Source organism: Xenorhabdus thailandensis, assembly GCF_037996785.1.
Classification (GTDB): domain Bacteria; phylum Pseudomonadota; class Gammaproteobacteria; order Enterobacterales; family Enterobacteriaceae; genus Xenorhabdus; species Xenorhabdus griffiniae.
Genome location: NZ_JBBMXF010000013.1, coordinates 158,398 through 177,605, shown reverse-complemented (window position 1 = coordinate 177,605; position 19,208 = coordinate 158,398). Strand labels below are relative to the sequence as shown.

The following is a 19,208-nucleotide window of genomic DNA, read 5'->3' as shown; positions in this document are numbered from 1 at the left end:
ATATTGTATGTTCAAAAATAATAAGTGAAATTAGCCATAATTTTTATAGTTATCTAAAATGAATTTTGCATAATAGGATCATTCTCTGGTATACACCATAATAGATATGGAAAACAGTATTATGTTTTAGTTTTATTAAAAAAATTTCTTTTGGTAAATTTTTCTTTTTACATTGATTTATATGGTTATGTGACTTAAAAGTTATTGAGTAATTTCAAATCGGAATAAAGTTTAAGAATTTTAAATATGTGCGTTGGCTCCAGCAGCTGAAAAAAATGGCTTGCGATTATATAAAGAGTATGTGATAAAACACATGGGTAAACGAAGTACCGTTCTGTTAATAAACGACAGAAACTAATACTGGTTTGTTTATTTTTATGCCAATAGGCTAATAAAGTGATTCAAAGGAAATTTTTGAAATGGCAAAAATCACTGGTACTGTGAAGTGGTTCAACGAGTCTAAAGGTTTTGGTTTTATTACTCCAACTGATGGTAGCAAAGATGTATTTGTACATTTTTCTGCAATTATGAAAGATGGATTTAAAACACTGTCTGAAGGCCAAAAAGTTGAGTTTGAAATTCAGGATGGTCCTAAAGGTCCTGCTGCTGCAAACGTCACAACTTTATAGTAACAAATTTAATTTAGCGGGTATCTGATTACTGGCTAAATATACTTATCGTTAGTTTAGTTTTAATATCTGACGATAATCTATTGCAAATATCACTCTATTAGAGTACTAATAGAGTGATTTTTATTTTGACTCGGGGCGTTCTTTGTTGAACTGAGAAGTACCCGTATTACCTGATCTGGATAATGCCAGCGTAGGGAAGTCATGGTATCTCTTATTCCGATACCGCTTTCTTTAGCTGGTGGTAGGAATCACTATCATGAGAATTAACTCACTGGCTATAGCAGGAACCGATCCTAGCGGTGGTGCTGGTATTCAGGCCGATTTGAAAACCTTTTCTGCGCTCGGCGCTTATGGTACGACAGTTGTTACTGCTTTGGTTGCACAAAATACGTTGGGTGTACAATCAGTTTATGAGCTTGATCCCCCCTTTATTGCCGCTCAGTTAGAATCAGTACTTTCAGATGTTAGGATAGATAGCGCCAAAATTGGTATGTTATCGAATGCAGCCAATATCACTGTAATAGCAAAGTCGTTGCAACGTTATCCTATTCCCTACATTGTACTGGATACTGTTATGGTAGCGAAAAGCGGAGATCCCTTGCTATCACCGGAGGCTATTAGCGCAATGGTAGAGCAATTACTGCCAAATGTCTCTTTGATCACGCCCAATCTGCCGGAAGCGGCAGCCATATTGAAATGTGATCTTGCTGATACCGAAGAGAAAATGTTACAGCAGGGGAGAGCATTGCGTTCAATGGGGTGTCAGGCGGTTTTATTGAAAGGTGGACATTTGGATAATAAGGAAAGTCCAGATTGGCTTTTTACTTCGGAAGGGGAGTGGCGTTTTACCGCTCCCAGAGTAAATACACGGCACACTCATGGGACTGGTTGTACCTTATCTGCGGCACTTGCTGCATTGCGTCCACGTTATTCTGATTGGCAAAGTACGTTGCCGATTGCCAAAAAATATTTACAAAATGCGTTGATACAGGCAGATAGTTTGCAAGTTGGCCATGGCATTGGGCCAGTTCACCATTTTCATCAATGGTGGTGAATCCTTGAATAATGGGGATGCAAAGGTCCCCATCTTGAAAATAGTGAACCTAACTGATTAGGCGATGGTAATTTTCTTATCGAGATAAACATCTTGTACGGAGTGGATTAACTCAACACCCTCTTTCATTGATTTCTTGAATGTTTTGCGACCAAGGATTAATCCCATCCCTCCGGCACGTTTATTAATGACAGCAGTGCGGACAGAATCAGTTAAGTCATTGTTTCCAGAAGCGCCACCCGAATTGATTAACCCAGCACGTCCCATATAACAGTTAGCAATTTGATAACGAACGAGATCTATCGGATGTTCAGTAGTTAAATTACTATAAACGCGTTTATCTGTATGCCCGAACCCAATAGCAGTATAGCCACCATTGGTTTCAGCCATTTTTTGTTTAACGATATCGGCACCGATAGTTGCTGCCAGATGATTCGCTTGGCCGGTTAAATCGGCGCTGGTGTGGTAATCAACCCCATCTTTCTTGAAAGCGGAGTTGCGCAGATAAGCCCATAACACAGTAACCATGCCGAGTTCGTGTGCCCGTTCAAAAGCGGCTGAAATTTCTTCTATTTGGCGGCGTGATTCGGGAGAGCCATAATAGATTGTTGCGCCTACCGCAACTGCACCCATATTGAATGCCTGTTCGACACTAGCATACAAAGTTTGATCATATTGGGCGGGATAGGTCAATGTCTCGTTATGATTGAGTTTAACCAGAAACGGGATCTTATGGGCATAACGGCGAGAGACAGATGCTAAAACACCATAAGTTGAAGCAACACAGTTACAACCTGCCTCAATCGCTAGTTCAACAATATTTTTGGGATCAAAGTAGAGAGGGTTGGTAGCGAAAGAAGCGCTGGCAGAATGTTCAACTCCCTGATCTACTGGCAAAATTGAGAGATAACCAGTACCCGCTAGACGCCCATGATTTAGTAAGGTTTGCATGGAACGAAGAACAGTATTGGGGCGGTTATTTTCGAGCATTACTCTATCAACGAAATCTGTACCTGGAAGATAGAGATTTTCACGTGGAATGGTATTACATTGATGTTCTAATAAACTCTCTGCGTCTTTTCCTAACAAATTAACGATATTAGTCATGATTAACTCCAGTTTGCAAAAGGCGCCACGAATTGTTGTTTATATTTGAACTGATCACAAGGCAAGTAGAAAAGGAAGCAGCAGTGGATCGCTTCAGTTAATACAAATTTTATTAAAATTTAACCGTTTCGCATAACAATAAAGCGAAATAATACTTATCCAGTGTAGTGATAAATATTGAAGTTATTTAGAAATTGGATAATTTGGTTTATTTTTTTCCAAATTTCCTTCATTAAGCTGAGCAAATTCTGATGATATTTATCAAAAGATTGTTTTTTTGATTATTTTAAATACTACTTTAATGGGGGAAGGTTAATAAATGTCCAATTTTAATTTGGATGCATGAATTTGATTATTTTTAAGATAAGGGATTTTATTAATTCTTTGAATTTATTGGTTTTTTATGTAAAAGAAAAGGCCAGCCCAAGGGAGATTGAGCTAGCCAAGGAGGTGGTTCCTAGTCTTCAATAAAACTTTTTTAGTTCTTTATTTTTCATAGTCAATAATACGAGAAATAAATTAGTATTGATGTGATCTATTTCTAAAAATAAAGATCAATTTCTTCAAAATCCTATTTTGAATTATTCTACTTGTCATTCTTGTGGATGTGGTGTTCTGGTATTGCCGCTTTTTAAGTTTCGCACAAGTAGAGCATAATCTAGATTAATTTCTTCAGGAATAGGAAGATAAACGAGATGACCATCACCTGGCGCAATTTCTATGGCCTGGCCTTTCTTATTTATCATAGACTCTAACGTGAAGTTAATATTACCCGATGGCGTCATGAGTTCCAGATGATCCCCGACAAGAAATTTATTTTTCACGGCAACTTCTGCCAATCCATTGACTCGATTGCCAGTAAATTCACCAACAAATTGTTGAGTGTTTGATACGGAATAACCGTATTCGTAAGTTTGGTAAGCATCATGGGTATGACGGCGTAGGAAGCCTTCTGTATAACCACGGTGTGCCAAACCTTCTAATGTGGTCATCAATGTTGGATCGAAGGGTTTTCCTGCCACGGCATCATCTATGGCACGGCGATATACTTGGGCGGTGCGGGCACAATAATAGAAAGATTTGGTACGACCTTCGATTTTCAGTGAGTGAACCCCCATATTGGTTAATTTTTCCACATGTTCAATAGCGCGTAAGTCTTTGGAGTTCATGATATAAGTACCATGCTCATCCTCAAACGCTGACATATATTCGCCAGGGCGCTTGGCTTCTTCCACCATGAAGACTTTATCTGTTGGTGCACCTTGGACGAGTGTTGGTTCAATGTTTTTAACCGGAATAGGATCGTGCATATGGACAATATTACCAACACTATCTTCCTTGCCTTCCTGCACGTTGTATTCCCAGCGACAGGCGTTGGTGCAGGTTCCTTGATTAGGATCGCGCTTGTTGATATAGCCTGATAACAGGCAACGACCAGAATAAGCCATACAAAGTGCGCCATGCACGAAAACTTCAAGCTCCATATCAGGCACTTGCTGACGGATTTCAGCAATTTCTTCCAGCGAAAGTTCACGGGAAAGAATGACTCGCGTCAATCCCATTTGTTTCCAGAATTTGACCGTAGCCCAGTTGACGGCGTTGGCTTGAACCGAAAGATGAATGTCTATTTCAGGAAATGTCTCGCGCACCATCATAATTAAGCCCGGATCAGACATAATCAAAGCATCAGGCCCCATTTCTACGACGGGTTTTAAGTCACGAATAAAAGTTTTCAGTTTTGCGTTATGGGGTGCGATATTGACAACGACATAAAAACGCTTACCTAATTCGTGTGCCTCCTTAATACCTTGCGCCAACGTTTCATGATTAAATTCATTATTACGGACACGCAAGCTATAGCGAGGCTGTCCGGCATAAATGGCATCTGCGCCATAAGCGAATGCGTAACGCATGTTTTTCAAAGAGCCGGCAGGAGAAAGTAATTCTGGAGTAAACATAGTTTCTTAACGTTCTCGATCTGAGTTCAAGTCAGCCCTTACCCATGCATTATCATTACTAAGGGTAAGGTTTAAAGGGGGGGATTTTAACGCTTATTTTGTCGTTAGCACAAATATATTATGGGAATATAAAGAAAGCAGAAAGCGCGCCGCGGATACGGCGCGGGTCATCATTGTATCTGTTAATTTTGTTTGGTCAGGTCACGAATGCTTTCTGTTGGTCCAATTTTTATGACAGATTGCACACATTTCTTTATGCTTGCTTCATTAGTGTGAATTTCACTAATAGCAATAACTTGATGGTTTCGGGCTTTCAGGACAAAATAAGGTTTGCCCGATTTGTTCTTTTTCACTTCATGGCGAGCCTTATCGGGAGAATTAACTTGCACAGAGTGAATGCCTTTATTAGCGGCAGCTTTGGTGGTATACATTTCACTGCTCAGAATAATGTCACCATTTGCCGCGACCAGATTGAAATAAAATTGCCCGTTCTTTGCTTTCTTAAGATCATAATGCCCAGTAGCCATAAGAAATTCTCCTGATTGGGTAATTATTAGCTTAAGTTTAGCCTGAATTTTGTACAGTCAAAGGTTTGATGAGAAAAAATTATTCCTTGCCCCACTATTTTATAGGGTAGGATGACTATTTTGTCTTGGTCGAACTACTTCCCAATTGGCGGTTACACGAATATATTACAATCTCTCTCGGAGATAACGACACATTGTTGTAATCAAATTCAGCCTATTATTAGGAGTTCTCCATGCCAGTAGCTATTTTGGCTCTAGCCATAGCGACATTTGGGATCGCTACAACCGAATTCATTGTCGCTGGTTTACTTCCTGAAATCGCAACTGAATTTAGTATTTCAATACCAACTGCAGGGTATATGGTAACCAGTTATGCGCTTGGTGTATTTGTTGGCGCACCTGTGTTAATCATATTAGGGCGGCGCATAGAAAGGAAAAAGATGCTTTCCATGTTAATGATATTATTTATTATCGGAAATGCACTGACTGCCTTTTCCCCGATATTTTATCTGGCAATTATTGGCCGAATTGTAGCCTCCTTAACCCACGGCGCTTTTATGGGAATAGGGGCGATTATTGCTGCTGAACTCGTGCCAGAAAATAAAAAAACCACCGCGATCGCCTTTATGTTTAGTGGAATGACATTGGCTAATTTGGTTGGAATACCGCTTGGAACATGGATAGGAAAAGCGATTTCCTGGCGCGTGACTTTTGTAATAATTACCGTTATTGGTATTATCGCATTAGTTGGGATTTTGAAATTATTACCTAAGTTCGATCAGAAAGCGCCTATCAGTATTAAAAAGGAATTGCTGGCTTTCACCAATATCCATGTTCTTTTGGCTATGGGGATCACTGTCTTAGGCCCAGCCGCATTTTTTACAACGATTACCTATATTGCACCATTAATGATCAATATTGCAGGATTCTCTGAAAGTTCAATAACATGGCTTTTGCTGGTTTTAGGTTTGGGATTTTTCTTTGGCAATATTGTGGGTGGAAAACTTGCAGATAAAGCAATGATGCCATTGTTGTATTGGACATTAGGACTACAATCCTTAATTTTATTTATTTTCTGGCTTTATGGTAACAATCAATTCATTGCTTGTTTGAGCCTATTTTTAATGGCGGCATTAGGTTTTGCTACCGTATCGCCAATCCAGCGTCTGGTGATGGATAAAGCTCAAGAGGCTGGTGCACCTAATCTTGTCTCCTCTGTCAATATTGGATTCTTTAATCTGGGCAATGCAGTTGGTGCATGGTTGGGGGGTGTAATTATCGCCTCTCATTATGGCTATACTTCCCTTAATCTGGCAGGAGGGTTATTAGCCTCTCTGGCACTGTTATTAGCCGTCATTTCAGGTTTGCTTGATGCGACGGATTAAGATTTTTAGTGTTTTTTTATTAAGGAGACAAACCACCATGACATTCACTGAAAAACAGCAACACTGGGTGGCCATCATTAACTGACAACTTTTCCTAGTTGATAGCCTGCACAAGATTGTGGAACTACCGCCTGCCGGTGAATCCAAAAAAAGAGTGTCAGGCACTGGGGGTCTTTTTGCCTTTGTTCTGATGATGCAAATCCAAGGAAGGAATGGAATTGATTCATAGACTCTCCAAGTAAAAATCCGCCTTCATAGAAGCGGATTTTTACTCAGTAATGGTAAATTGTTCTTGGTTGCGAAAACCCGATAGCTTTCTTGGATTAAATCACTATTTATTCCAGATCTTCTTAATTAACTAATTATTATTGGCTAAATGAAAGGAGTAGGGTGAGAGCATGATTGCTTAAATTAAAAAAATGAATGACATATAGATTATTTTGATAGCGAGACACCTTTGTTTTTTAAACTTAATCACAATCTTGTGTCGATTATGTTCATAAAGCGTTTACGCTTTCTTCCAGACGAAAGGAAAAACATTATTAAAGTTAAGATATACATAACAATTAATGAGTGTTATACATTCTTTTGCAAAACAAAAATAATAATTTACAATAGATATATATTAAATTACGATTTAAATCTTGAAAGAAAAATAATCTTCTTTTATTTTAAATTTTTATCTTTGTTTTATTCATTAACAAATTAAGATTAATACATTGATTTAATTGATTCTATTATAGAACGAGATTTTTTAGTTTAATCTATACTAATGCACATGTGGATAATATTCATTAAGGTTATAGATCAAATATTCTTTTAAAAAACAACTGAATGCTATTTCAATTTATTTTAACTAGGAAATACAACATGAACAAAATAAATGAAGGTTTGGAAGGTGTAGCAATAGGGACTTCGAAAATCACCTTTATTGACGGTCTTAATGGAACATTGATATACCGAGGGTATCGAGTCGAAGACATTGCGAGTAAATATTCATTCGAAGAAGTGGCATATTTACTATTGCTAGGTAAGTTTCCTGAACCAGAAGAATTAATTGTATTTTCTAAAAAAATGTCAGAAGCCCGTAATCTACCAAAATGGGCCTATCAAATAATGGATCTCATCCCTGAAAAAGCTAGCTATATGGCTGCCTTAAGAACCATATTATCAGCTATGCCAGTGAAAGATCACAGTTATCCACCCGAGCTGGAGGAAGCTATAAAATTGATTGCCGCAGTTCCAGTGATAATTGCATATTTATTCAACAAAAGAAAAGGGAGGCAATTCAGGGAGCCTGATATGTCTCTTGGTCATGTTGAAAATTACCTTTATATGCTCTTAGGAGAAAAACCATTACCTGAAAAAATTAAGTTACTGGAAACATATTTGATACTTTCAATGGACCATTCAATCAATGCTTCTACCTTTACAGCCCGTGTAGTTACTTCTACAGAAGCAGACTTAACCTCTTCTATTGTAGCAGCAGTCAGTGCATTGATTGGCCCTCTTCATGGTGGGGCACCTTCTAAAGTTGACACCTTGCTCGATGAAATAGGATGTATTGAGAATGCCGAATTTACTATTAAGCAAAAGTTAGCACATGGTGAACGGATAATGGGATTTGGTCACCGTGTTTATAAAATATATGACCCACGGGGCGCTGCATTACGGTCTATATGTGAGAAATATAAAAAATTTGATCCCCTGCTTCAGTTAGGATTAGAAGTAGAACCTATTATTGTAAAAATATTAAAGGAGGAAAAACCTGGACGCGATTTATATACGAATCTAGAGTTTTGGGCAGCCGCTGCATTGCGTGTGTCTGGATTGGAAAGTGGTCTATATACTCCTACTTTTTGTCTTGGACGCATCGTGGGATGGAGCGCTCATATTATCGAGCAAGCAGGTAAAAACAGACTAATACGTCCAACTATTCTCTACACGGGGTCCATTCCAAAAGAGTCGTAGAGGAACAACGAAATTGGAATGGAATCCGTTATACTACACAAAAAAATCAAAACCGTGTATATATGAGAGGCATCCCTGTATGGCTATTAATTTAGGGGAACAATCTAATAATATTATAAAATCGTAAATTATCACTAAAAGCTGCAAAAGCGAATTGTGGGGTTGCCTTAGGTTCTATAGTTGAGGTTTATGCTATCAGGTAAGGCGGTGCAGGCTACTAGTGCATATTATATAAAAATAAAAGATCCTAGTAATGATAATCATAAGAAAGTATTAGAATGGCTGCGTAAAAGTTTATACTCAATACTACAAGATGTTAATTCGATAAGACTCTCAACGTAAGGGTAATTGGGGGGACGCAGATTCCCTCGAAAAGTTCACTCCCCCAACTTCTTCAGCTTCAGAATTGACCAGTGGCTCAACATGTTCCAGCATACGATACAGATTCAATAAACCGCCTTGATTTCCAAAAACATAGTTTCCTGATAATTGGATATGGCGCTAGGCTACAGGAGAGAAGCAAGCGATTTGGTTGACGGCTTTCTGATATTTTTCTATTAATGCAGACAGTAGTGCTAACTTGTAATAATACTGTTTTCTATAAGTCTGGCGCACTCGTCCCACTCATCGATTTGATAATCATTTCTACCTTTTTACGGAACGCCCCAAATGTCAATCAGGTGATCCCCTGCACGATCTGTTACCGTGGAATGTGAACATCAGCAACATCATGTAAACTGCACGGCTTAATTGAGCTTCACATCAAACGACAGATTTCCGCTTCCCAGCGATAACCCAATCCATAAATGGAACGGATAAAAGATTTGTCTCCATCCAGTTGCTCTAGTTTTCTCCGTAAATTTTTAATGTGGCTATCAATAGTACGGTCATTTACGATGCGATGATCGTTATAAAGGTTATTCAATAGTTGATCACGGGAAAACACACGCCCTGGTTGGCTGGACATAATTTTGAGCAAACGGAATTCAACGGGCGTTAATTCAAGTACTTGTTCAAAGTAACGCGCCTGAAAATGGTTTTCATCAATAGCGAGTGCACCTTGCTCACTGATGATATCTTTCGGACGGTAGCAACGGCGCAAGATTGTCTTTACTCTGGCTACTAATTCCCGTGGGCTATAAGGCTTGCAGATATAATCGTCAGCCCCGATTTCCAGGCCGAGCAGACGGTCAATTTCTTCCGTTTTTGCGGTCATCATCACAATCGGGATATTTGAAAATTTACGTAGCTCCCGACAGATCGACAATCCATCAAGACCGGGCAACATAAGATCAAGCAAGATAATATGAGGATGGTATTTTTGTACATGAGCGATGACTTCATCACCACGCTTGAGCCATTGGGTTTGGTAATCTGCGGATTGTAAATAATCAACCAGCAGTTGCCCCAACTTTGGTTCATCTTCAACGATGAGGACAGTATATTGTGTAAGGTGTGTACTCATTGTGTTTCAAGTTCAGACGATTTAATCAGCGGTAATTCTACGTGAATTTTAATACCACCTAAAGATGAGCTTTCCACGCGAATTATTCCATCATGGGCTTCAACAATGTTATAGCAAATCGCCAGTCCAAGTCCTGAACCTCCGCTTGCGCGGTTACGGGAGGATTCGCAACGATAAAAACGTTCAAAAATATACTGGCATTGTTCAGCAGTCAATCCGGGAGCACTGTCCTGCATATCCAATATCCATTTTTGCTGATTTGAATATCCACAAATGATTACCTTTCCATGCTCATTGGTGTAACGCAGGCTATTTTCCAGCAAATTATGAAATAACTGTGTTAGCCGATTTGGATCAGCAATCAGTGTTACGTTTTCTTTTAAATTCAATTCTAAAGTGATTTGCTTATCCGCAAAACGGCCATGATAATTCGCTACAGAGATTTGCAGTAATTCACTGACATTAACAGGCTCTTTTCTATAGGCTAGTGAACCACGATCAGAAAGAGATAATAAATGCAGATCGTCTACCAGCTTTGTTAGGGTTGTTACTTCCACAAGCAAGGAATAGAGAGTTTCCGGTGTTGGTTTCCGTACACCATCTTGTAAAGCCTCCAGTTCACCACGCAGAACAGAAAGTGGAGTACGCAGCTCATGGGAGATATCGGCCATATAATCACGGCGCATCTGTTCATTTTTTTCCAGAGTGCTGGCAAGTTGGTTAAAATCCATTGCCAATTTACCGATTTCATCTTTACTGGATGGAATAACACGGACACTGAAATCGCCTGCTGCAAGTTTATGTGTCCCTTCCACTAGTCGCTTAACCGGTCTTAAGAGGCCACGGGAAAGAAAAAAAGTGGCGATCAGTGCCAATAAAGTGGAAAAACCGACAATAGTCCAACTGGTGAATTGCTGCTGGTGGGCAAAGCTAATATCAGCCTGACGGGTAATTTTGTCTGATGCACTGACAATTACCCAACCAACAATATTATTTTTATAGATGACCGGCTCACGATAACTTTCCGTTGGAATGTCATTAGAATGCCCAACCAAACGATTCATATGAGTATCCACAACCCAAAATTGGGGACGCCAACCATGATGTTTGATTTTTTGATAGGGATTATCACTCTGTTCAATCGTGCGGATAATTTGGAATATCGCGCGATCATTTTGGATCAGAAAATGCCAGTTGCCATGTTGCTGGTATTGTTCTGTCAATGCTTGTGCCAGCATATTCGCCCGATTTTGGCTATTTTGTTTGATATAGCCCATAAAACCGTGCTGAAAGCTGAGGTAAATGCCCCAGTGCATTGTGATCAATACCAGCATACAAGTGGCAAAAATGGCCAGAAAAAGTTTGCTGCTGATACCCATTTTTATCCTGAATTTCATTCTGGCTCAGCTATTTTGGGTCGACTATCTGAGAGGACATTGTTTTGCGAAGGCGCCGTTTTTCACGTAATCGGTCAAAAAACAGATACACAACCGGAGTGGTATACAACGTGAGAAGCTGGCTTACCACCAGGCCACCAACAATCGTGATCCCCAGCGGGAAACGTAATTCTGCACCATCCCCATTGCTCAATACCAAAGGTAAAGCACCAAACAGGGCAGAAAGCGTTGTCATCATAATCGGGCGGAATCGCAATAAACAGGCCTGAAAAATGGCTTCTTGGGTGCTGAGTTTGCCATTTCGTTGAGCTTCAAGGGCAAAATCCACCATGATAATGGCATTTTTCTTGACAATACCAACCAATAGCATAATCCCAATCATGGCGATTAGGCTGAATGGTGTATTGAACAGTTCCAAAGCCAACAAAGCACCTATACCCGCAGAAGGCAGGGTAGAAAGGATTGTCAGAGGATGAAGATAACTCTCATAGAGTACACCGAGCACCAGATAAACAGTGACTATAGCAGCCAGGATCACCAATAATTGCGAACGTTCACTTTGTTGAAAGTCCTGTGCTGTGCCGGCAAAAGAGCTACGTACTGCTGAAGGAACGCCCAGTTCTGTTATCGTTCTTTCTATTGCACTGATTGCATCAGACAGCGTATAGCCTGGCGCCACATCAAAGGCAATGGTGGAAGAAGCCGAAAGTTCCTGGTGATAAACATCCAATGGTGCATTGGCAGGACGCCATTGGGCAAAGTAGGAAAGAGGAATGCGTTCTCCTTTGCTATTAATGACAAACATTTTCTCTAATGCACTGGGATCTTGGTTATATTGCGGTGCCACTTCCATGACCACTTTATATTGATTCAAAGGGGAATAAATCGTGGAAACTTGCCTCTGCCCAAAGGCATTGTTGAGCAGATTATTTGCCTCAGCAACATTGATGCCTAAACGGGCCATTACGTCACGATCATAGGTAATCGCTATTTCGGCGCCTTTAGCTTCTTCATCTTCATCGCCGTTGACATCCACCAATTGAGGCAATTTTTCCAATGCTTTTTTGACGATAGGACTCCATTTGCGCAGTGCGTCAAAATCATCTGACAGTAAATTAAACTGGTAAGTCGATTTGCCGCCTCGTCCTCCGCTTCTTAGATCCTGAACAGGAACTAAATATAGGCGTGCTCCCGCTTCATTGGTCAGTTTGCTTCTTAAGCGGGTGATAACTTGTTGGATACTTTCACTACGCTCTTTTAATGGCTTTAGTGAAACAAACATAAAGCCCGTATTGAGGCTGTCACCACCGGTGAAACCTACGACATTATCCACGGTTGGATCATCATCGACAACCTGCATAAAGCGTTTCATTTTTTCCCGCATGGCTTGAAATGAAATGCTTTGGTCAGCAACCACAAACCCTAACATTTTTCCGGTATCTTGTTGCGGGAAAAACGTTTTTGGAATGCTGATATAGAGCCAGATATTCAAAGCGATAATGCCAACCAATGCCAACAATACCCAGCGAGTATGATTGAGTATCCATTTCAATGAGCGGGCATAGCCTTGTTGAATTCTCAATAAAACCTTACCAAATCCCCGTGTCTGCTTCTGGACATTTTTAGGTGTAGATTTGAGCAGATGTGCACACATCATCGGGGTTAAGGTCAGTGAAACTAACAGAGAAATCCCAATGGCAGTTGCCAGGGTAACAGCAAAATCCCGGAATAATCGGCCAAGTAATTCATCGATCAATACAAGGGGAATAAATACCGCAACAAGTGACAAGCTCATAGCCAGCACAGTGAAACCAACTTCTCTGGTTCCCTTGAGGGCAGCCTGCATGGGGGTTAAGCCCGCATTCAAATGACGGGAAATATTCTCCAATACCACAATGGCATCATCGACAACAAATCCGGTGGCAATGGTTAATGCCATCAACGAAAGATTATTGAGGCTGAAACCACATAAATACATGGCGGTAAAAGTACCAATGAGCGACACCGGAACGGCAATTGCTGGAATCAAGGTGGCTCGGGGAGAACGTAAAAACAGGAACACAACCAGAATCACCAAGGCGACGGCAATAGCTAGTGCACGTTTTACTTCTTGCAAGGAAGCCTGAATAGTCGGTGAGCGATCCTGAGCGACGTTGAGCTGAATATTGGCAGGCAAGGAGGCTTGTAGGGCAGGGAATTGATCACGAATGCGTTGCACGGTTGAGATGATATTTGCACCCGCTTCGCGGCGGATAATAAGCACAATTGCAGACTTATTCCCAGACATGCCTGCGGCGCGGATATCCTCGACAGAGTGCTTAACATTTGCAACATCCTGCAACCTGACAGGTGCTCCGTTATTATAATGGACAATAATCGAACGGTAGCTGTCAGGTGTTTTCAATTCATCATTGGTGCGTAGCTGCCAAATATGGTTATTGGTATCAACATGGCCTGTCGGCAGCCGGACATTAGCATTATTGATGGCATTACTGACATCGTTAAGAGAAACACCTTGGTTGAAGAGCGCATTAGGGTTTAGTTCAACACGTATAGCGGGTAACGAACTACCACTGACACTGACTTTGCTGACTCCTTCTATCTGAGAAATCTTTTGCGCCAATCGGGTAGAAGCAAGATCATACAGTTGGCCCTCACTATAATTGTCTGAGGTGAGGCTTAAGATCATGATCGGGGCATCTGATAGATTAGCTTTATAATATCCCGGTTTTTTTGGCATACCTGAAGGCAACAAACTTTGAGCGGCATTGATGGCAGCCTGGACATCTCGTGCTGCGCCATTGATATCCCGGTTGAGATCAAATTCCAGGTAAATATAAGAACTTCCCAATGAGCTGGCAGAAGACATCTCTTTTACCCCAGCTATCCTGCCTAATGCGCGTTCCAGTGGTGTTGTCACGGAAGATGCCATTGTTTCTGGTGATGCACCAGGCATAGAAGCGTGAACCGTTATCACGGGAAAATCAACTTGTGGCAGTGGCGACACAGGAAGCAGAACAAAACTGAGTGCACCACATAGGGTGATAGCTAAACTCAGCAATGTGGTGGCAACTGGCCGCTGGATAAATAGGGCGAAGAATTTCACAACGGCTCCTGATGATTAACTGAGGATTTATCCAGTTTTACCTGATTATCTTTCTTATTCTTTCGGCCATAGTGTGCTAACTGGTCAAATAACAGATAAATCACAGGGGTTGTGAACAAGGTTAGGATTTGGCTCATGATCAGGCCTCCCACCATACTGACGCCTAACGGACGGCGCAGCTCTGCACCAATACCGGTGCTCAACATCAGTGGCAATGCGCCCAGCAGTGCTGCCATTGTCGTCATCAAAATTGGCCTGAAACGTAACAGACAGGCTTGGTAAATAGCTTCATAAGGGGTCATCCCTTTTTCCCGCTCTGCGGCCAGGGCAAAATCGATCATCATGATGGCGTTTTTCTTCACAATGCCAATTAAGAGAATGATGCCAATGATGGCGATAATATCCAGCTCGTACCCGCCAACCATCAAAGCTAACAATGCGCCAACTCCCGCGGTAGGCAAGGTTGACAAGATAGTGACAGGGTGAATAAAACTTTCGTACAAGATACCGAGTACGATATACATGGCGACGACGGCCGCCAAAATCAGCCAAAGGGTATTACTGAGCGCATCCTGGAACGCCAACGTTGCTCCCTGAAACTGTGTAATGATGTCTTTCGGCATTTGGATGGTTTGTTCTGCCTCTTTGACGGCATTGACAGCTTGTTCAAGGGATGAACCTTTCGCTATGTTGAATGAAAAAGTGGCCGCAGGAAATTGTTGCAGATGGTCGATAGACAAATTCCCTAACCGTTGTTCAACCGTGGCAATGGTATTGAGAGGTATCATTTTGCCATCATTACTGGTCAGATAAAGATTGTTTATTGCTTCCAGCCCCGATGAATTTTTCGTATCTTGCTCAAGGATAACGCGATATTGATTTGACTGAGTGTAAATAGTTGAAATCAGGCGTTGGCCAAAAGCGTTATACAACGCATTATCTACAGCGGCCATAGAGATCCCAAAGCGGCTAGCCATATCCCTATTCACATTGAGGTAGGCTACTAGCCCCTGATTTTGCCAATTGTTACCGATATCCACCAATTCTGAACGTTGTTTTAGGGCATGTTGCAATTTTGGAACCCAGACAGCGAGTTCATCGAGCGAAGTGGCTTGCAACGTAAATTGGTATTGCGTGCGCGATAACTGGGTATCAATGGTCAAATCCTGGGTGGGTTGCAGGTATAACTTGACGTCGGGAACTTTAGCAATTTGCGCTTGCAGGCGTGGGATCACCTCGTCAATACGGTCGTCACGCTCCTTGAGCGGTTTCAACGTGATTTGAAGACGTGCATTATTCAATGTTGGATTGCTACCATCGACACCAATAAAGGTGGTGACATTGTCCACAGCAGGATCTTTTAATAGCAGGGTCGTAACTTGCCGTTGCTTATCTGCCATTGCGTTGAATGAGATAGATTGTGGTGCTTCCAGTGTGCCCTGAATCAGGCCATTGTCCTGAAGGGGAAAGAATCCTTTGGGGATCATGATGTAAAGTAGGGCAGTCAAAGCCAACGTACCGAATGCAACACCAAGTGTCATCCAGGGATGGTTCAACACCCGTTTCAGGAAGACAGCATACACGGCAATCATGCGTTCAAAGAAGCGTTCGCACGCTTGCTCGAAGCGATTGTGTTTAATATTAGCTTCGGGTTTCAACATCCTTGCACACATCATCGGCGTTAACGTCAATGAGACAACGGCAGAAATTAAAATAGCGACAGCAAGGGTAATAGCGAACTCCCTGAACAGCCGGCCAACGATATCCCCCATAAATAGCAGAGGGATTAAGACGGCGATCAATGAGAAAGTCAGGGAGATAATCGTAAAACCGATTTCTCCTGCCCCTTTTAGCGCCGCTGCCAGTGGTTTTTCTCCTCGCTCAATGTAACGGGAAATATTTTCTATCACCACAATAGCGTCGTCCACCACGAAGCCGGTTGCAATAGTTAATGCCATTAAGGTGAGGTTATTGACGGAGAAGCCGAAAAAATACATCACGGCAAATGTGCCTACCAGTGAAAGCGGTACGGCGATACTTGGGATCAAGGTTGCCGTTACATTGCGCAAAAACAGATAGATCACCATGACGACCAGCGCAATAGCCAGCAACAGTTCAAATTGCACATCTTTGACTGAATGACGAATTGAAACAGTACGATCTGTCAGCATTTCCACATTGACAGATTTGGGCAGGCTTTTGATCAATTCTGGCAACATGATGCGAATATTATCTGTAGTCTCAATAACATTGGCTCCAGGCTGGCGCTGGACATTGATGACGATGGCAGGTTTTTCATTCGCCCATGCGCCCAATTTGCTATTTTCCACTCCCTGTTCAATGGTGGCGACATCACGCAAGCGGATCGGCGCATCATTTTTATAGGCCACGATTAAATTGCGATAATCATCGATAGATTTCATCTGGTCATTGGAGGATATGGTAATAGAGCGAGTGGGGCCGTCAAAACTGCCTTTTGCCGAATTCACATTCGCTTTCATGATGGCAGAACGGATAACGTCGCTGTCTAATCCTTGGGCAGCCAGTGCTTGTGCATTCAATTTCACGCGTACAGCGGGGCGTTGCCCTCCTGCCAACGTCACCAAACCGACACCACTGACCTGAGAAATACGCTGGGATATGCGTGTTTCCACCATATCTTGTACCTGGCTCATCGGCAGAGCATCAGAGGTTACGGCCAGCGTCAATATAGGTGGATCAGCCGGATTAACTTTGCTGTAAATGGGAGGATAAGGTAGATCATCGGGCAATAGATTACTGGCTGAATTGATCGCCGCCTGTACATCTTGCTCTGCCACGTCTAAGGGCAATGAGAGCTGAAATACCAACGTGATAACAGAAGCTCCACCGGAACTTCTGGATGACATTTGTTTTAAGCCGGACATCTGACCAAACTGGCGTTCCAGTGGCGCAGTGACAGCGGATGTCATCACATCTGGATTGGCACCAGGATACAGTGTTACCACCTGAATAGTGGGATAATCCACTTGTGGCAATGCAGAGACTGGTAACATCCGGTAACCCATTAGCCCGGCCAGCAAGATTGCAATCATAAACAGTGTCGTGGTAACAGGGCGCAGGATAAACAGGCGGGATGGCCCTCCGCCGGTCATTGGAGAATCAGATTGCATCAAGAGTTCTCCATCTTACCGTTTGATTGCTCTGAGTTTTTCTTATTTTGATCCGTATCAAGAGCTTCAATTGTCAAGGGTTTGACAACCTCGACCTTGGCACCTTCGGTCAGGTTATCAATACCATCAGTGACGACACGTTCGCCTGCTGACAGTCCACTATTGATGACTGCCAATTGGTTATCTTGCAGGCCTGCAATAACCTTATGTTTACTGACTTTATTCTCTTTATCCACTTTCCAGACGAAATGACCGCTATTTCCCATTTGTAATCCAGCCGTAGGGATCACGACGACATTGTTCAGTGTATTGATTTTCATCTGAATATTGACGAATTGATTAGGGAACAACACATTATCTTGATTATTGAATTGAGCCTTCATCTTGATCGTGCCAGTAGTAACATCAATCTGATTATCGATACTGATGAGTTTTCCTTGTGCCAATTGCTGCTGATTGTTGCGATCCCACGCAATAACAGCCACTTTTTTGTGATCTTTTTGTGCCTTTAATACAGCACTAATATCGTTTTCAGGTAAGGAAAAGACAACATCAATAGGATCAACTTGTGTAATGACTACGATTGGCGTTGCTCCTCCACTGGATACGTGGTTGCCGATATCAATGCGTTTTAACCCGACGCGACCGGAAATCGGTGCGGTAATACGGCTATATGCCAATTGTAGTTTGGCTTCATCGATATCTGCTTGATCGGCTTGTAAGCCGGCTTCACTCTGGCGAACCAAAGAAATTTGTTTATCCAGCTCTTGCTGAGAGATAAGTTTACTTCTCGCCAATTGCTGAAAACGGAGCAAATCTTGTTTAGTGTTAGCCAATGTTGCTTGATCTTTGGCAGATTGCCCCTGTGCCCTTGCCAGTTTGACTTGGAAAGGACGAGGATCGATTTCTGCCAGTAAATCCCCTTTTTTGACGTATTGACCTTCATTAAAATGCAGGGCGATTAACTGACCTTCCACCTGGCTAGTCACCGTGACGGTATTGGCCGCCAGAACTGTTCCTAATCCTCCTAAGTAATGGGGTATCGATTTGATTTCAGCCGTTGCTACTTGTACTGGTGGTTGAGCGGAATTAAGTTTTGATTCGGAATGCTGAGAGCCACCATCTGATGAAGGCGTGTTAAAATATTTCCACGCAAAGAAAACGACCCCGATGATCACGGCTAGCACCGCAGCAAGTCGGAAAAAGTAGGAACGGCTTTTGTTATTCATTTGCTCGACATTCTCTTAGTGTTGTGGCGGTGACAAATCATACGGCATCTTGATGCTAAATTAGATGCAAGAATATATTATTAGTGTAACCAACAGGAATTCGTCAATAATGAAGAAAATGTGGAGGTTATGTCAAAAAGATAATGTTTATGGTAGTGATTTTTCATGGTATTTGTGATGGGGTATCCAATAGGGCACAGGGAATTATGCAATAAATCATCAACA

12 protein-coding genes and 1 riboswitch are annotated in these 19,208 nt (G+C 41.8%); of the genes, 4 read left to right on the top strand and 8 right to left on the bottom strand.

All coding sequences use genetic code 11. The annotated features are described in order from the left end of the window. The first annotated feature begins 419 nt into the window (after nt 1-419). Together cspE and thiD are read left to right on the top strand one after the other, a co-directional pair. Entirely contained in the window at nt 420-629 is a 210-nt protein-coding gene (gene cspE / locus AAC853_RS14310) for a transcription antiterminator/RNA stability regulator CspE (protein WP_338882630.1), read from the top strand. Nucleotides 630-753: 124 nt separating this feature from the next. After that, nucleotides 754-846, top strand: a riboswitch (TPP riboswitch). Nucleotides 847-885: 39 nt separating this feature from the next. Next, nucleotides 886-1,686 (top strand): bifunctional hydroxymethylpyrimidine kinase/phosphomethylpyrimidine kinase, encoded by an 801-nt coding sequence (thiD, locus tag AAC853_RS14305; protein ID WP_340614983.1) that lies wholly within the window; start codon nt 886-888, stop codon nt 1,684-1,686. A 57-nt stretch (nt 1,687-1,743) separates the two neighbouring features. Here the strand turns inward: thiD and fbaB are convergent, their stop codons facing one another. From fbaB to AAC853_RS14290, 3 genes are all read right to left on the bottom strand, one after another. Next, nucleotides 1,744-2,793: a class I fructose-bisphosphate aldolase gene (gene fbaB / locus AAC853_RS14300; RefSeq protein WP_340614932.1), complete on the bottom strand. Its 1,050-nt coding sequence runs from the start codon at nt 2,791-2,793 to the stop codon at nt 1,744-1,746. A gap of 593 nt (nt 2,794-3,386) precedes the next feature. Next, nucleotides 3,387-4,751 carry a prephenate-dependent tRNA uridine(34) hydroxylase TrhP gene (gene trhP / locus AAC853_RS14295; protein WP_340614931.1) on the bottom strand — a complete coding sequence of 455 codons (1,365 nt, stop codon included), beginning with the start codon at nt 4,749-4,751 and terminating at the stop codon, nt 3,387-3,389. Between the two features lie 182 nt (nt 4,752-4,933). Continuing rightward, a complete protein-coding gene (locus tag AAC853_RS14290; protein WP_338882625.1) occupies nt 4,934-5,278 on the bottom strand; it encodes a YegP family protein in 345 nt (114 codons plus the stop codon). A gap of 233 nt (nt 5,279-5,511) precedes the next feature. Here AAC853_RS14290 and AAC853_RS14285 point away from each other — a divergent pair, with 233 nt between their 5' ends. Continuing rightward, the gene (locus AAC853_RS14285; protein WP_340614930.1) at nt 5,512-6,663 is read left to right on the top strand and encodes an MFS transporter; all 1,152 of its coding nucleotides are present in this window, start codon (nt 5,512-5,514) and stop codon (nt 6,661-6,663) included. A gap of 870 nt (nt 6,664-7,533) precedes the next feature. Further along, on the top strand, nt 7,534-8,634 hold the full coding sequence (locus AAC853_RS14280) for a citrate/2-methylcitrate synthase (protein WP_340614929.1): 1,101 nt from the start codon (nt 7,534-7,536) through the stop codon (nt 8,632-8,634). A gap of 757 nt (nt 8,635-9,391) precedes the next feature. On the opposite strand, the gene baeR is transcribed toward AAC853_RS14280, so the two are convergent. Genes baeR through AAC853_RS14255 form a run of 5 tightly spaced genes read right to left on the bottom strand, consistent with a single transcriptional unit; the run spans nt 9,392 to nt 18,983 of the window. Beyond that, nucleotides 9,392-10,099 carry an envelope stress response regulator BaeR gene (baeR, locus tag AAC853_RS14275; protein WP_338882619.1) on the bottom strand — a complete coding sequence of 236 codons (708 nt, stop codon included), beginning with the start codon at nt 10,097-10,099 and terminating at the stop codon, nt 9,392-9,394. After that, nucleotides 10,096-11,484 (bottom strand): envelope stress sensor histidine kinase BaeS, encoded by a 1,389-nt coding sequence (baeS, locus tag AAC853_RS14270; protein WP_340614982.1) that lies wholly within the window; start codon nt 11,482-11,484, stop codon nt 10,096-10,098. The genes baeR and baeS overlap by 4 nt, the downstream gene beginning before the upstream one ends. A gap of 22 nt (nt 11,485-11,506) precedes the next feature. After that, nucleotides 11,507-14,602 (bottom strand): multidrug efflux RND transporter permease subunit MdtC, encoded by a 3,096-nt coding sequence (gene mdtC, locus AAC853_RS14265; protein WP_338882617.1) that lies wholly within the window; start codon nt 14,600-14,602, stop codon nt 11,507-11,509. Then, on the bottom strand, nt 14,599-17,754 hold the full coding sequence (locus AAC853_RS14260) for an MdtB/MuxB family multidrug efflux RND transporter permease subunit (RefSeq protein WP_340614928.1): 3,156 nt from the start codon (nt 17,752-17,754) through the stop codon (nt 14,599-14,601). The genes mdtC and AAC853_RS14260 overlap by 4 nt, the downstream gene beginning before the upstream one ends. Then, complete coding sequence (locus AAC853_RS14255) at nt 17,754-18,983, bottom strand: MdtA/MuxA family multidrug efflux RND transporter periplasmic adaptor subunit (RefSeq protein ID WP_340614927.1); 1,230 nt, start codon at nt 18,981-18,983, stop codon at nt 17,754-17,756. Before AAC853_RS14255 ends, AAC853_RS14260 begins: the two co-directional genes overlap by 1 nt. Nucleotides 18,984-19,208: the final 225 nt, after the last annotated feature.